Raw genomic sequence first — 13,748 nt, forward strand, 5'->3', positions numbered from 1 at the left:
TTTCTTGAGCACCTGCCACATCCCTCGCAGCCTCGCTACGCTCCTCAGCGACTACGGGCAGTTGGCAGCAATCAAACCGCCCCTCTTGGCAACATAAGCCCCAGCGGCAGGCGTACACGGGCTTCCAGCCCACCGCCGCTGCGGTTACGCAATTCAACATTGCCGCCATGCATGGAGGCAATCCGCTTGACGATCGCCAGGCCCAAGCCGGTACCTTTACCTCCACGGGCACGGTCGCCGCGGATAAACGGATTGAAGATATCTTCCAGCTCCGCCGGATCAATGCCGGCCCCCCGGTCCATCACGCTCAGCACCACATACGGGGCGCTGACGTCTCCAGACACATAAGCCGCAACCTCGACGTCTTCGCCAGCATGGTGCAAGGCATTGCCGATCAAGTTGTTGAGCAGGCGCTTCATCGACACCCGCCGCAACGCAAACGGCTGAATCGGCTGCAGACGCAGGCGCACCTGCTCACCGTTCTGGTTATAGGGCGCTACGACTTCGCGGATCAAATCGCACAGATCAACTTCTTCAACCGGCTCGTCACGGCCATCACGAATAAAGGCCAGGAACTGGTCGAGAATCGCGTCCATGTCCTCAATATCACGCACCATGTCGTCGGTCAGATCGTTGTGGCTGTCCATCAGCTCCAGAGACAGACGCAAACGGGTCAACGGGGTACGCAGGTCATGGGACACACCCGCAAGCATCAGTTCACGCTCGCGGCCCGCCTGTTCGACGTCTTCAGCCATCTGATTGAAGGCGCTGTATACCTCGGTCATTTCACTGGGCGTGTCGCCGACAGGCAAGCGCACACTGCGCCCCTGCCCCAGTTGTCGAGCCGCATACACCAGACGCTTGAGCGGTTGGTTGAGCTGGCTGACGAAAATCCACGCCGAAGCGGTGGATAACAAGCCGATGGCTAAAAACCAGCCCAGCACATTCCAGATTTTTTGCCCACGCAGCGGGTGCGGATACAACGGCACTTTCAACCAACCATCCCCCAGGCTCGGGGCACGCACCCACAGCGCTGGAGAGGTGTGCATACGCAAGCGCACCTCTGTATCGGGGCCAAGCTCGGCCTGCATCTGACGCTGGTAAATCTCGCTGTAAGGCCAGTGCTGCTCACCCTCGGGTACACCGCCGCCCACGACGCGAACCAAATCAACTGCATCGATGATCTTGTTGCGGTTTTCTTCATCGGCAGCCCAATAGGCACGCAGGGTCAGCGCCACGCCGTGGCTGTACTGGCGGTCAACCAGCACGTCCTCGTTCATAAGCAGATAAACCAGCGTCAGGGCCTTGGAAAACAGCACAACAATCAGGACAAGCCAGAGTGTGCGCGAGAAGAAACTTTGGGGGAACCAGACAGGGGTTTTCATAGACAGCCGCTTTTAGACTTTGCAGGAGCGAGCCCCAGGGCCCGCAAAAAATTGAATCGCGAGCCGCCGGGCGACTCGCTCCTACAAATGATCTGTCACTTGGTTGCGTTGCCATCCGGCACGAACACATAACCCACGCCCCAGACGGTCTGGATATAGCGAGGTTTGGATGGATCCGGCTCGATCATGCGACGCAAACGGGAAATCTGGACATCGATCGAACGCTCCAGCGCGTCCCACTCACGACCACGGGCCAGGTTCATCAGCTTGTCGCGGGTCAACGGCTCGCGGGCATGCATGACCAGGGCTTTAAGCACCGCAAACTCACCCGTGGTGAGCATGTGAACTTCGTCGCCGCGCTTGAGTTCGCGGGTTGCCAGGGACAACTCGTAATCACCGAATGTCACGCTTTCGTCTTCGCTGCCCGGCGCACCCGGCACTGCCGGCGCCTGACGACGCAATACCGCACGCACCCGTGCCATCAGCTCATCAGGGTTGAAGGGCTTGGCCAGATAATCGTCGGCACCCAGCTCCAGGCCCTTGATACGGCTCAGTTCGTCGCCTTTGGCAGTCAGCATGATGATCGGCACCCGATTGCCCGCTGCACGCAAACGGCGACAGGCTGACAGGCCGTCTTCGCCGGGCAGCATCAAATCCAGCACCACAAGGTGGTACATTTCGCGAGCCAGCCGACGATCCATGTCCGCGACATTGGTCACGGAGCTGGCGCGATAGCCCTTGCTGGAAAAGAAACGTACCAGCAGGTTGCTCAGCCCTGGATCATCATCAACGATAAGGATTTTTTCGCCTTCAGACGTTTGTGCAGTGCTGCTCATTAGGATGCTCCTGTGATCTCGGCGCGCATTATGGCTCAGCCGCCGGTATACGCATTGTGTGCATTGTTAGCAGATTTTTCCTGCACTAACAGCAAGCCCATGCTCAGACCACAGCGTACAGTGCCCTGAATCCGGGAACGCTGGTTATAATGCGGCGCCTTTTGTGTCAGGCAATCTCGAATTTTTAATGGTTGTGCCAGAATTTATTTTTTCAACATCTGGTGTAATCCGCTGACTTCACGGGTCAACAGGCTGCCCTTTTGGCCCAGGCAGCGGCCCCCCTTCCGGGCTGCTCAACCAGCCTCGCAAGCCTTCAAGCCCGGGCCTGCGAGCCTGCATCACAATTTGTCAGGTGGTTTTATGGACAGCATCAACAGCCGCATCGCCGAAGAACTTGGCGTGCGCCCGCAGCAGGTCGAAGCGGCCGTCGCTCTTCTCGATGAGGGTTCCACCGTACCCTTCATCTCCCGCTACCGTAAGGAAGTGACCGGCAGCCTGGATGACACCCAGTTGCGTCACCTCGAAGAGCGCCTGCGCTACCTGCGCGAACTCGACGAACGGCGCGCAAGCATCCTTGCCAGCATCGAAGAACAAGGCAAGTTGACCCCAGAACTGGCCCGCGACATCAAGCTCGCCGACACCAAAACCCGCCTCGAAGACTTGTACCTGCCGTACAAGCAAAAGCGCCGCACCAAGGGTCAGATCGCCCTGGAAGCCGGCCTCGGAGAGCTGGCTGACGGCCTGTTCAACGACCCGACACTTACGCCCGATACCGAAGCCGCCCGTTTCGTCGACGCCGAAAAAGGCGTTGCAGACGTCAAGGCTGCCCTTGATGGCGCCAAGTACATTCTCATGGAGCGCTTCGCCGAAGACGCCAGCCTGCTGGACAAGCTGCGCAGCTTCCTCAAGCAGGAAGCCATCCTCAGCTCCCGCGTGATTGCAGGCAAAGAAGAGGAAGGCGCCAAGTTCCGCGATTACTTCGAACACGATGAGCCGCTCAAAAGCATGCCGTCGCACCGTGCCCTGGCGATTTTCCGCGGGCGCAACGAAGGCATTCTCAGTTCTTCGCTCAAGGTCGGTGAAGAATTGCCCGGCACGATGCACCCCGGCGAAATGATGATTGCCCAGCGCTTCGGTCTGGAAAATCAAAACCGCTCGGCTGACAAGTGGCTGGGCGAAGTGGTGCGCTGGACCTGGAAGGTCAAGCTCTACACCCACCTTGAAACCGACTTGCTGGGCGAACTGCGCGACGCTGCCGAAACCGAAGCGATCAACGTTTTTGCCCACAACCTGCACGACCTGCTGCTGGCCGCGCCGGCTGGCCCGCGCGCCACCCTGGGCCTGGACCCGGGCCTGCGCACCGGCTGCAAGATTGCCGTGGTCGATGCCACCGGCAAGCTGCTGGAGTACGCCACCGTGTACCCGCACGTACCGCACAACAAGTGGGACCAGACCATATCGGTCATGGCTGCCCTGTGTGCCAAGCATTCGGTCGATCTGATTGCCATCGGCAACGGTACCGCCAGCCGCGAAAGCGACAAGCTGGTAATCGACTTGATGAAAAAATACCCGGCCCTGAAAGTCACCAAAGTGATGGTGTCCGAGGCTGGTGCTTCGGTGTACTCGGCTTCGGAACTGGCAGCCAAAGAATTCCCGGATCTTGACGTATCGATTCGTGGTGCCGTATCGATTGCCCGCCGCCTGCAAGACCCGCTGGCCGAACTGGTGAAAATCGACCCTAAATCCATCGGTGTTGGCCAGTACCAGCACGACGTATCTCAGCTCAAGCTGGCACGCGGCCTGGATGCTGTGGTTGAAGATTGCGTGAACGCCGTGGGCGTGGACGTGAACACTGCCTCCGTAGCGCTGCTGGCACGTATCTCGGGCCTCAATGCCACGCTTGCGCAAAATATCGTGGCTCACCGCGACGAGAACGGTGCATTCAAAACCCGTGCAGCGCTGAAAAAAGTCAGCCGTTTGGGCGAAAAAACCTTCGAGCAGGCAGCTGGTTTCTTGCGCGTGATGAATGGTGACAACCCGCTGGACAGCTCGGCGGTTCACCCCGAAGCCTACCCGCTGGTCAAACGCATCGCTTCGGACACCGAGCGTGACATCCGCTCGCTGATCGGCGACGCCAGCTTCCTGAAACGTCTTGATCCGAAGAAATTCACCGACGAGACCTTTGGTCTGCCGACAGTGACCGACATTCTCCAAGAGCTGGAGAAACCGGGCCGCGACCCGCGCCCGGAGTTCAAGACTGCCGAATTCCAGGAAGGCGTTGAAGACCTCAAGGACCTGCAACTGGGGATGATCCTGGAAGGTGTGGTGACCAACGTGACCAACTTCGGTGCTTTCGTCGATATCGGCGTGCATCAGGATGGTCTGGTGCATATTTCGGCGCTGTCCGAAAAATTCATCAAAGACCCGCGTGAAGCCGTGAAAGCCGGCGACGTGGTCAAGGTCAAGGTCATGGAAGTCGACATCCCGCGCAAACGCGTAGGCCTGTCGATGCGTATGAGCGACACACCGGGCGAGAAGATCGACGGTGCCCGCGGCGCTCGCCCGGGTTCTGCTCCGCGCCAGCAAAGCACCGCACCGCGCAAGGAGAGCGTCGCCGCTGCGCCGAGCAATAACGCCATGGCCTCGTTGTTCGCCAACGCCAAACAGTTGAAGAAACGCTGATGGCCCTCCCGGACGGTCTGACCCAGAGCGCCTTCAGCCAGTTGCTGGGCTGTCGCGTGCAATCGCTGGAAGACGGCGTGGCACACGTTGCACTGAGCCTGGAGCCGCAACTACGCAACCGCGCCGGCAAGCTGCACGGTGGTGTGCTGTTCAGCCTGGTGGATATCAGCATGGGCCTGGCCTGTTCCAGCACCCATGGCTTCGATCAGCAGAGCGCAACCATCGAGTGCAAAATCAACTACATCCGCGCGGTGGCTGAAGGCGAAGTGCTATGTATCGCCAAAGTCATCCACCCCGGTCGACGCACACTGGTCGTCGAGGCGGATGTGCTGCAGGGCGACAAGCTTGTCGCAAAAGCACAAGGCACGTTCGCGGTCCTGTAGCGGCCAACCGTTGATTTGAGTTAATTTCGGCATTGCCAATGCAGTGCCGAAATGCGCTTGGAGCACCGCGGCGCCAAATCGGGGACGGAACTGAGCGATGCCAACAAAACCAGGCGACCACGCCAGTTTCAACTTCACCCTTGTAGACCGTCCTGACCACCCCCATATTGGGGCGACTGACGCGTGAAGGAATCCAACTTGAGCCAACTTCTCAACCGCCGCCTGGCTCTGCTCAGCGAGCGCGCCAACCTCTCTCTGCTGGAGCAGTGCCTGCACGGCATCGAGCGCGAATGCCTGCGCGTCACGGCCGATGCTCGCCTGGCGCAGACCCCGCACCCGGAAGAACTGGGCTCGGCCCTGACCAACGATCAAATCACCACCGACTATTCCGAGTCGCTGCTGGAGTTCATCACCCCGGCCCTGCCTGATCCTGCGCAGACGCTGGCCAGCCTCGACAAGATTCACCGTTTTGCCTACAGCAAGCTCGGCAACGAGTTCCTGTGGAGCCCTTCGATGCCGTGCCCGTTGCCGGCCGAAGAAGATATTCCGATTGCCTACTACGGCACGTCCAATATCGGACAGCTCAAGTACGTTTACCGTAAAGGCCTTGCCCTGCGATACGGCAAGACCATGCAGTGCATTGCCGGTATCCACTACAACTTCTCCCTGCCAGAGGCCCTGTGGCCTGTGCTGATGCAGGCTGAAGGCTTTGTCGGCACCGAGCGCGACTATCAGTCAAACGCCTACATCGCCCTGATTCGTAACTTCCGTCGCTACAGCTGGCTGCTGATGTACCTGTTCGGTGCTTCGCCTGCACTGGATGCAGGCTTTTTGCGCGGTCGTTCGCACCAGTTGGAGCAACTGGATGCGGATACGCTCTACCTGCCGTATGCCACCAGCCTGCGCATGAGCGACCTGGGTTATCAGAGCAACGCCCAGGCGGGCCTGACGCCGTGCTACAACAACCTCGACAGCTACACCGACAGCCTGCGCAAGGCGGTGGCCACACCTTATCCGCCGTATGTTGAAATCGGCACGCACAAGGATGGCGAGTGGGTGCAGTTGAACACCAACATCCTGCAGATCGAAAACGAGTACTACTCCAACATTCGCCCCAAGCGCGTGACCTATACCGGAGAACGGCCGATTCAGGCCCTGGTGTCCCGTGGTGTGCAGTACGTTGAAGTGCGCTTGCTGGATATCAACCCGTTTCTGCCGGTGGGCATTGATTTGCCTGAAGCGCGTTTTCTGGACGCCTTCCTGCTGTATTGCGCGCTGCAGGACAGCCCGCAATTCGACAGCACGGGGTGCAGCAGCTGTTCATCCAACTTCCTGAGCGTGGTCAAGGAAGGTCGCCGTCCGGGCCTGCAATTGCAGCGAGATGGTGCAGCGGTAGACATGAAGGAATGGGCAACCGAGCTGCTGGAAAAAATCGCCCCGCTGGCAGCCTTGCTCGACCAGAGCCACGGTGGCGATAACCACAGCAAGGCAGTCGACGAACAACTGGCGAAGATCAACGACGTGTCGCTGACGCCGTCTGCCAAAGTGCTGGCCAGCATGGCCGAACACAAAGAGAGCTTCGCCCAGTTCTCGATGCGCCAGAGCCTGGCCCATGCCGAGTTCTTCCGCAGTGAACCCTTGAGTGCTGAAGACCAGGCTGCGTTTGAAGAAAAAGCGCGCAAGTCACTGCTAGAACAGGCCGAGACCGAACAAACGGAAGAAGGCGACTTCGACCTGTTTGTGGCTTCATATCAGGCGAGCATTTTGGCGATCAGTAACTAAAAAGCCCCTCTCCCGGAGGGAGAGGGGACTGATCGGTGGTGTTCTTGCGAGCGCGGGCCTACTCGCCCCGCAGTGCAGTTATTCGTAGCAGCTGACGAGTGGAACGGTGTTTGACTTTACGACGGCTTCGCCGTCGAACGCAGCCTCGTTCCACTCGTCAGCTGCTACGGATCTCCTCCAGCCCGGAGCCTGAACAGCAGGCGCCTTACAGCGTCTTCTCAAAGATCTTCGAATTACGCTGATAGTTGTACAGCGACGCCCGCGCCGCCGGCAGGCGCTCCACACCGCTCGGCTCAAACCCGCGCTCACGGAACCAGTGCGCAGTGCGCGTGGTTAACACGAACAAGGTTTTCAGCCCCTGAGCCCGAGCGCGATTTTCGATGCGCTCCAGCAACTCATCGCCACGGCGCCCATGACGGTACTCCGGGTTCACCGCCAGGCACGCCAGCTCCCCCGCATCCGAATCAGCAATCTGATACAACGCCGCACAAGCGATGATCATGCCTTCGCGCTCGACCACGCTGAACTGCTCGATCTCACGCTCCAGCACTTCGCGCGAACGACGCACCAGAATGCCCTGCTCTTCCAGCGGGCTGATCAATTCAAGCAAGCCGCCGACATCTTCAATTGCGGCCTCCCGCGTGACTTCAAATTGTTCTTGCGCCACCAGCGTACCGCCACCGTTACGGGTGAACAGCTCGGTCAGCAGCGCACCGTCTTCGGCATAGCTGACGATATGACTACGGGCCACGCCACCGCTGCACGCTTCAGCGGCGGCTTCCAGCAATTCGGCCTGATAGTCACTGCCCAGGCGCTTCATGTGCGCAGGCACTTGTTGTGGACGCAGTTCACGCACCAGACGCCCTTCAGCATCGAGCAAACCAGGTTCAGCACCGAACAACAGCAATTTGTCTGCTGCCAGATCGATGGCAGCGCGGGTGGCCACGTCTTCACAGGCCAGGTTGAAAATCTCGCCGGTGGGCGAGTAGCCCAGAGGCGACAACAGCACGATCGAGCGCTCATCGAGCAGGCGGTTGATGCCCTTGCGGTCGACCCGACGTACTTCGCCGGTATGGTGGAAGTCCACGCCATCAAGCACACCGATCGGCCGCGCCGTCACCAGGTTGCCGCTGGCCACGCGCAGGCGCGAGCCCTGCATCGGCGAAGATGCCATGTCCATCGACAAACGCGCTTCAATCGCAATGCGCAGTTGCCCCACAGCATCGATCACACATTCGAGTGTCGATGCATCGGTGACGCGCATGCCTTTGTGGTAATGCGGCACCAGGCCACGCGCCTCAAGGCGGCTGTCGATCTGCGGGCGCGAACCGTGAACCAGCACCAGCCGCACGCCCAGGCTATGCAGCAGCACCAGGTCGTGGACAATATTGCCAAAATTGGGGTGTGCCACACCGTCGCCAGGGAGCATGACGACAAAGGTGCAATCGCGGTGGGCATTGATGTAGGGAGACGCGTGACGCAACCAGTTAACGTAATCGTGCATAACCAGAGCCTGTAAAAAATAAATCGCCTAAAAAGGGCTAAAACAGCAAACGCACAACGGGCTGGTGGTTATCGTCGAAACATTGTTGGCAACACGCGGCTCTCCTTGTGAGTCATGCAAAAGGGTGTCTTCACTATTTCAGACAATAGTGTTCGATCAATTGAGTCAGTAGACGCACTGTCGGCTGCAAACGTGACATTTCCAGGTATTCCCCTGGTTGATGCGCGCAGGCGATGTCACCCGGGCCCAATACCAGCGTCTCGCAGCCAAGTTGTTGAAGATAAGGCGCTTCGGTACCAAACGCTACTGCTTGCGCACGATGCCCGGTCAGCCGCTCGGCCACCCGCACCAGCTCGGCATCGGCCGCCTGCTCAAAAGGCGGTACACCGGCAGCAATGGGAGCGAAATCAATTTTTACCTGATGCCGCTCAGCCAATGGCTGCAGTTTGCCGCGAATGATGGCACGCAACGCGTTGGGGTCCATGCCCGGCAGGGGGCGCAGGTCAAACTCCAGGGAGCACTGGCCGCAAATCCGGTTGGGGTTGTCACCGCCATGGATACATCCAAAGTTCAGGGTCGGCTGCGGCACGCTGAACTGCGGGTTGCGGTATTCATTGAGCCACTGCTGGCGCAGGCCTTTAAGTTCGCTGATGGCGTCATGCATGGCCTCCAGCGCGCTGTGGCCAAGGCTTGGGTCGGATGAATGACCGCTTTGCCCGAGAATCTCGATGCGCTCCATCATCACGCCCTTGTGCATGCGGATCGGCTTGAGCCCGGTCGGCTCACCAATCACCGCAGCACGGCCCAGCGGCCGGCCTGCTTCGACGAGTGCCCGGGCACCGGCCATCGAGGTCTCTTCGTCGCAGGTAGCCAGAATCAGCAGCGGTTGCTTGAAAGGCTGATCGAGCAACGGGCGCACCGCTTCAATCACCAGCGCGAAAAAACCCTTCATGTCGCAACTGCCCAAGCCTACCCAGCGGTTATCCACTTCTGTCAGCTTGAGCGGATCGGTCTGCCACAGCGCTTCATCATAGGGCACAGTATCGCTGTGCCCGGCCAGCACCAGCCCGCCGGGTCCGCTGCCGATGCTGGCGAGCAGATTGAATTTTCCGGAGCTGACCTGCTGGATATCGCAGTTGAAACCCAAATCCCCAAGCCAGGTGGCCAGTAAGTCGATCACCCCACGGTTGGACTGATCCAGTGAAGGCTGGGTGCAACTGACCGACGGTGCGGCAATCAAGGCAGCGAACTGCTCTTTCATGGAAGGTAAGGCCATGCGCTGACTTCCTGTTGGCTGGGCGAGGCCCATCATAGAGCCATCTGCGCTGCAGAATAAACCCGTTCGGCGCGCCGGGGCGGCTTGTCCTGTACACTGCACGGCCTTGGCAGCCACACTTTTCCCGGCTGCGCACCGATCCTGGATTTTCCGGCCATGCAGAAAGAAACCGAAATTAAACTCCGCGTCAGCCGCGAAACCCTCGCCGCCCTGCGCGAGCACCCCTTGCTGAAAAAGCGCAACAAAAGTGGCTGGGAAAGCCGTGAGTTGTTGAACCAGTACTTCGACACGCCTGAGCGCGACCTGGCCAAGGCCAAGGTTGCCCTGCGCCTGCGTCGTGATGGCGAGGACGTGATCCAGACCCTCAAGACCCGTGGCGAAAGCATTGCCGGCCTGTCCGTACGCAACGAGTACGACTGGAACCTGCCCAAAGCCAAGCTCGACATCAAGAAGCTCGACGGCGAATGCTGGCCACAAGAGCTGGCCGAGCTGGACAAAAAAACCCTCAAGCCTATCTTCACCACGGATTTCGTACGCGAACGCGCCGAAATTTCCTGGGGTCGCGGCAAAGCCAAAGTGGTCATCGAAGCCGCTCTGGACCTGGGCCATGTGATTGCCGGCAAGCAGAAGGAAGAAATCTGCGAGCTGGAACTCGAGCTGCGCGAAGGCGAGCCGTCTGCCCTGCTGGAACTGGCCGCCGAACTGGCCGAGAAGCTGGCCCTGATGCCGTGCGATATCAGCAAGGCCGAGCGCGGTTATCGCCTGTTCGACGCCAACAGCTACTCCGTCAACCTGCCAGCACCTGTGCTGACCCCGGAAACACCCCTGGACGACGCCTTCGCCGCACTGGCCTGGCACTTGCTGGGCAATAGCCAGCGCCTGGCCGAGCAGTATCGCTTCAATGGCCACTGGCGTTTGCTGCAGGACTGGGTTCAGCAGTTGATCGACCTGCGCGCGCTGGTCAGCAGCCTGGGTCAGGCCGCACCACGCCAATCCACCAATGCCCTGCGTACTGCGCTGGATGCATTGCTGGAAGACTGGCGCCCGCTGGTGCAGATCGGCCAGGACGACGAAGACGTGCGCAAAGCCGCGCCCGAGCAGTTCCTTGAAGAACTGGAAGACCCGCGCTGGGGCCAGTTCTCGCTGAACACTTCACGCTGGTTGATGGACCGCAGCTGGACTGTTGACCGTGGCACCACCCGTGGCAACCGCCAGGGTGCTGCTCAGCTGCAAAGCTGGCTGCCGCGTTTGCTGTCGGATGAAGCAATTGCACTGCGTCTGAACCGTTACCAGCAGCAACCCGAAGACCTCGCCGAGCAACTGCCGCGTATCGAGCGCATTCAGGCCTGGCTGCGTCTGGCGCGCAACGTGCTGGAAATCCCGGAACTGGACCGTCTGTACGGCGAGATGAACAAGCTGCAGGAACTGGCCAACCTGCCGATTTCTGAAGATGCCGAAAGCAACGACGAATTGCTCAACGCCCGCAAGCAGCAAGCCATCGCGGTTTACCAGAACCGCGCCTGGAAGACCCTGCTGCGCGCTTAAGCGCCCGGTCTGTGTCCCTCAGCGCCTGCTGAGGGACATTCCTGCCTTACTTCATGCCCTTGGGCATGTCCGCATCCGGCGTGCGCCAGATCAAACGTGTGGTGTCATAGCCTTGCTGCTGAGCCTTGCTGAGCAATTCATCACGGGTTTGCTGGTCTACGTGCGGTTTACGCGACAACAACCACAGGTATTTGCGGTCGGGGTTGCCTACCAACGCCGTGCTGTAGTTGTCGCCCAGGTACAACACCCAGTAATCGCCCTTGGTCACACCCGGCAAAAGGGTTGATACCCAGTTGTCGAACTCGACCCACAACTTGTCGGTCTTGCCTTCCACTTGCGGGGTGGCCGTGCCCTTGGCCTCTTCCCACTTGCCCTCTGCGGTGCGGCAGCGGTTAAGCACTGCTACATTGCCGTCGGGCTTCAAGCTGTAATGGGCTTCGGACTGGGCACAATTTCGCTGGAAGAACATCGGTAATCGCGCAAGCTCATACCAGGTGCCCTGATAGCGCTTGAGGTCGACACTGGAGACGGTGTTGGGCGCCAGCGAATCGCTGCTGGAACTTGCACACCCACCCAATAACAGCGCGGCCCCGAGACAGACTAAAAGACGTTTCATCGCAAACGCTCCTGATCGGTCTTACTTCAAACCCTGACCCGAAAAAATCAGCACTTTATCGCCGGCGTATTGCACGCTGATAAAGCTCTTCTGGTCGCCCCATGTACAGCTCGACATCCCCAATGCGCCCGAGCATTCGGTCGGAGTACCCAGCAGTTGCTCCACTTCGGCCTTGGTCATGCCGGCCGACAGTTTCGAGTAGTTTTGCTGATTGATTTTGCTGCACGCCGCCAGCAACACACAGAACGACAACAACGCCAAAGTACGCAACTTCATGGAAAGCTCCTGAATGAGAAAGTCGGCATAGCCGCCTGATGCAAGCTTAGAAGAGAAAACCACAGGCTGGTTCCCGCAGGGCGCAGGGATTTATTTCAGGAGGGGAAACAACTGTGGGAGCGAGCTTGCTCGCGATACAGGCAACCCGGTATGCCTGACATACCGTGTCGATGCTATCGCGAGCAAGCCAGCTCCCACTGGGGCTTACTCTTTGTGGTAAGCGGTAACGCGCGCGACTTCTTCTTTCGAGCCCAAGTACACGGCTACACGCTGGTGCAAGCCTTCTGGCTGGATGTCGAGGATGCGCTGGTGGCCATCAGTCGATGCGCCGCCAGCCTGTTCCACAAGGAAGGACATCGGGTTGGCTTCGTACATCAAGCGCAGCTTGCCCGGCTTGGACGGCTCACGGCTGTCGCGCGGGTACATGAACAGACCGCCACGGGTCAGGATGCGATGCACGTCAGCAACCATCGCAGCAACCCAGCGCATGTTGAAGTTCTTCTTCAACGGGCCTTCTTCACCGGCCAGCAGTTCGTCAACGTAGCGCTGTACCGGGGCTTCCCAGTGACGCTGGTTGGACATGTTGATGGCAAATTCCTGGGTAGCTTCAGGAATGGTGATGTCTTCGTGGGTCAGCACGAAGCTGCCCATTTCGCGGTCCAGGGTAAAGCCCTTGACGCCGTCGCCCAAGGTCAGTACCAGCATCGTCTGCGGGCCGTAGATGGCGTAACCGGCAGCAACTTGTTGAGTGCCTGGCTGCAGGAAAGCCTTTTCATTCAAAGGCTCATTCTGGGTCAGGTATTCGTTCGGGCAACGCAGTACCGAGAAAATGGTGCCAACTGGCGCGTTGATATCGATGTTGGACGATCCGTCCAGTGGGTCGAACACCAACAGGTAGGCGCCTTTCGGATATTTACCCGGAATCTGGTAGGCATTGTCCATTTCTTCGGACGCCATGCCAGCCAGGTGACCGCCCCATTCGTTGGCTTCGAGCAGGATCTCGTTGGAGATCACATCGAGCTTCTTCTGCACTTCACCTTGCACGTTTTCGGTGCCCATGCTGCCCAGAACACCCCCAAGGGCGCCTTTGGACACGGCGTGGCTGATCTCTTTGCAAGCACGCGCCACCACTTCGATGAGGAAACGCAAATCAGCAGGCGTGTTGTTGCTGCGGGTCTGCTCGATCAGATAGCGACTCAGGGTAACGCGGGACATGTAAGGCTCCGAACAATGGGGAGGGGGCGAAAAACCCGCGCAGTTTAACGCGAGTTGCCGTGCAAATCTTCTAATCAGACTCAGAACTGGCCGAACGGGTTCAGCTGAACCCTTAAATCAACCAAAAACCTGTAGCCGCTGCCGCAGGCTGCGCTACAAGGTCCGAAGGAAACTTAAACTGTGGGAGCGAGCCTGCTCGCGAAGGTCGTTCGCGAGCAGGCTGGCTCCCACAGGGCAACAGAGTATCT

11 protein-coding genes are annotated in these 13,748 nt (G+C 59.3%); 4 read left to right on the plus strand and 7 right to left on the minus strand.

The window, feature by feature from the left end; all coding sequences use genetic code 11:
* Positions 1 to 71: 71 nt before the first annotated feature.
* Entirely contained in the window at positions 72 to 1,385 is a 1,314-nt protein-coding gene (locus CJU81_RS01580; protein ID WP_095035236.1) for an ATP-binding protein, read from the minus strand.
* A gap of 95 nt (positions 1,386 to 1,480) precedes the next feature.
* Complete coding sequence (ompR, locus tag CJU81_RS01585; RefSeq protein WP_095035237.1) at positions 1,481 to 2,221, minus strand: osmolarity response regulator transcription factor OmpR; 741 nt, start codon at positions 2,219 to 2,221, stop codon at positions 1,481 to 1,483.
* Positions 2,222 to 2,581: 360 nt separating this feature from the next.
* Between ompR and CJU81_RS01590 the strand changes: the two genes are divergently transcribed.
* The 3 genes from CJU81_RS01590 to gshA all read left to right on the plus strand — a co-directional run bounded on the left by CJU81_RS01590 (position 2,582) and on the right by gshA (position 7,068).
* Entirely contained in the window at positions 2,582 to 4,903 is a 2,322-nt protein-coding gene (locus CJU81_RS01590; RefSeq protein WP_095035238.1) for a Tex family protein, read from the plus strand.
* Complete coding sequence (locus tag CJU81_RS01595) at positions 4,903 to 5,286, plus strand: PaaI family thioesterase (protein WP_095000804.1); 384 nt, start codon at positions 4,903 to 4,905, stop codon at positions 5,284 to 5,286. The genes CJU81_RS01590 and CJU81_RS01595 overlap by 1 nt, the downstream gene beginning before the upstream one ends.
* Before the next feature lie 198 nt (positions 5,287 to 5,484).
* Positions 5,485 to 7,068 carry a glutamate--cysteine ligase gene (gshA, locus tag CJU81_RS01600; RefSeq protein WP_095035239.1) on the plus strand — a complete coding sequence of 528 codons (1,584 nt, stop codon included), beginning with the start codon at positions 5,485 to 5,487 and terminating at the stop codon, positions 7,066 to 7,068.
* Positions 7,069 to 7,273: 205 nt separating this feature from the next.
* Here gshA and argA read toward each other — a convergent pair whose 3' ends face one another.
* The gene (gene argA, locus CJU81_RS01605; RefSeq protein ID WP_095027964.1) at positions 7,274 to 8,572 is read right to left on the minus strand and encodes an amino-acid N-acetyltransferase; all 1,299 of its coding nucleotides are present in this window, start codon (positions 8,570 to 8,572) and stop codon (positions 7,274 to 7,276) included.
* A gap of 133 nt (positions 8,573 to 8,705) precedes the next feature.
* Complete coding sequence (gene argE / locus CJU81_RS01610; protein ID WP_095035240.1) at positions 8,706 to 9,848, minus strand: acetylornithine deacetylase; 1,143 nt, start codon at positions 9,846 to 9,848, stop codon at positions 8,706 to 8,708.
* A 156-nt stretch (positions 9,849 to 10,004) separates the two neighbouring features.
* Between argE and CJU81_RS01615 the strand changes: the two genes are divergently transcribed.
* On the plus strand, positions 10,005 to 11,393 hold the full coding sequence (locus CJU81_RS01615; RefSeq protein ID WP_095035241.1) for a CYTH domain-containing protein: 1,389 nt from the start codon (positions 10,005 to 10,007) through the stop codon (positions 11,391 to 11,393).
* A 46-nt stretch (positions 11,394 to 11,439) separates the two neighbouring features.
* Here CJU81_RS01615 and CJU81_RS01620 read toward each other — a convergent pair whose 3' ends face one another.
* From CJU81_RS01620 to CJU81_RS01630, 3 genes are all read right to left on the minus strand, one after another.
* A complete protein-coding gene (locus tag CJU81_RS01620; protein WP_095035242.1) occupies positions 11,440 to 12,009 on the minus strand; it encodes a lipocalin family protein in 570 nt (189 codons plus the stop codon).
* A 21-nt stretch (positions 12,010 to 12,030) separates the two neighbouring features.
* Positions 12,031 to 12,285 (minus strand): outer membrane protein assembly factor BamE domain-containing protein, encoded by a 255-nt coding sequence (gene bamE, locus CJU81_RS01625; RefSeq protein ID WP_095027960.1) that lies wholly within the window; start codon positions 12,283 to 12,285, stop codon positions 12,031 to 12,033.
* Positions 12,286 to 12,489: 204 nt separating this feature from the next.
* Entirely contained in the window at positions 12,490 to 13,500 is a 1,011-nt protein-coding gene (locus CJU81_RS01630; RefSeq protein ID WP_095035243.1) for a class 1 fructose-bisphosphatase, read from the minus strand.
* Positions 13,501 to 13,748: the final 248 nt, after the last annotated feature.

It is taken from the genome of Pseudomonas fragi (genome assembly GCF_002269505.1).
Classification (GTDB): domain Bacteria; phylum Pseudomonadota; class Gammaproteobacteria; order Pseudomonadales; family Pseudomonadaceae; genus Aquipseudomonas; species Aquipseudomonas fragi_D.